Annotated in this window: 1 protein-coding gene; it reads right to left on the minus strand. The window is 58.0% G+C overall.

The window, feature by feature from the left end:
• Nucleotides 1-259 precede the first annotated feature (259 nt).
• A complete protein-coding gene (locus IAE39_RS29415) occupies nucleotides 260-1,321 on the minus strand; it encodes an IS110 family transposase (protein ID WP_201207955.1) in 1,062 nt (353 codons plus the stop codon).
• Between the last annotated feature and the right edge of the window lie 128 nt (nucleotides 1,322-1,449).

The following is a 1,449-nucleotide window of genomic DNA, read 5'->3' on the forward strand; positions in this document are numbered from 1 at the left end:
CCGCTCCTATGTATGGACTCGCCCACACTGTCTAATTGCTTTTGAACATAAGAACCCGGTTGCATCTATGTATCAGGCCTATTCGAGGAAGCTTTTCGCTTCTGGCCAACATCGTGGTGAGCTCGCAGAGTGCCGTTTACATTGAGGCCTCTGAACTAGGCCTGTAGGAGCGGAGGCATCAGGTCTGCGACGGTCTTACCTAGGGTCAATGTTCACTAGCAGGGGTTGGAGCGCCTAGCGCCCCGGTGGTATTACTCGGTTAATCAGAGGCGCATGCGGCCTCCGGGTTGCTGCTCGGTTTGCGTTGATAAACCTGATCGCTTTGCAACAGGGCCCAGATAATGCGCAGATTTCGATTGGCCAGTCTGATCGCCGCCTCCTTGCGTCCCAGGCGGGATAGCCAGCGCAAGAGGCGGCGATCGTCTGGCTGATCGGAATCGGGCCTTAGCTGACTCAAGACCGCATGTGCGCCCTGGATCATCAAGCTGCGTATGTAACCGTCACCTCGCTTGCTCATTCGGCCCAGTTGGACTTTGCTTCCGCTGCTGTGCTGATCGGGCACGATCCCGAAGAAGGCGGAATACATTCGGCCACTGGCAAAGCGGCGGGGTTCGGTTTCTTTTGCCACGATCGCCGTGGCCGTGATGGGGCCGACGCCACGAATGGTGATCAGCCGTTGTGCGACTTCATCCTTCTGAGCTGTCGCTTCCAGCCGTTTACTCAACGTCGTAATGCGCTCACCCAGCGACTGCCAGTCAGTCAGCAGTTCGTCGAGGACCTCGCGCAACAAGTCGGGCAAAGGCAGGGAGGCGTCCTCAAGAGCCCGTGGTACATGGCTTTTGATCGCGGTATCGCCCTGCGGCATGGATACGCCGTGCTCAAGGAGCAAGCCCCGTATCTGATTACCTATCGCGGTATGTCGCTTGATGCTGCCGCGCCGGATACGGTGCAGGGCTTGAATAGCCAGAGCGGTGGTGCTTTTGATCGGTATCGAGGCGATGCTGGTGTCGCGACCGGCTCGTAAAATGGCATGAGCGTCATTACGGTCGTTCTTCGCGCCACTGCGGTGCTCGGCGACGCGTTGCGCAGGCAGGATGCGAACCGGGTTACCTTTGGCCTGCAGCAGCCTGGCCCAGGCTTGAGCGCCTGGACCGCACTCCATCAGGACGGCCACTGTCGCTGGTAGCTTGAGCAGGAAATCATGGAAAGCTTGTCGGGATTTAATGCGATCTTCGTAGATCACCCGACCGGTAGCGTCCTCGCCTGCTAATTGGAAAACCTGTTTGGCCAGGTCTACGCAGATCGTTGTGCAGAGTTCCACATCAGTGGAAGACAGGGATTCTTGCTTCGAACTATGCTTTTTCATGGTCTCGCCCTCGCTGCCGTTGGCTTCTTCGAACGCCACCGTGGCACTGTGATGCCTCGGCGGGGGCGAGTCCATCGATTACA

Source organism: Pseudomonas sp. S37, from assembly GCF_016658545.1.
Classification (GTDB): Bacteria; Pseudomonadota; Gammaproteobacteria; order Pseudomonadales; family Pseudomonadaceae; genus Aquipseudomonas.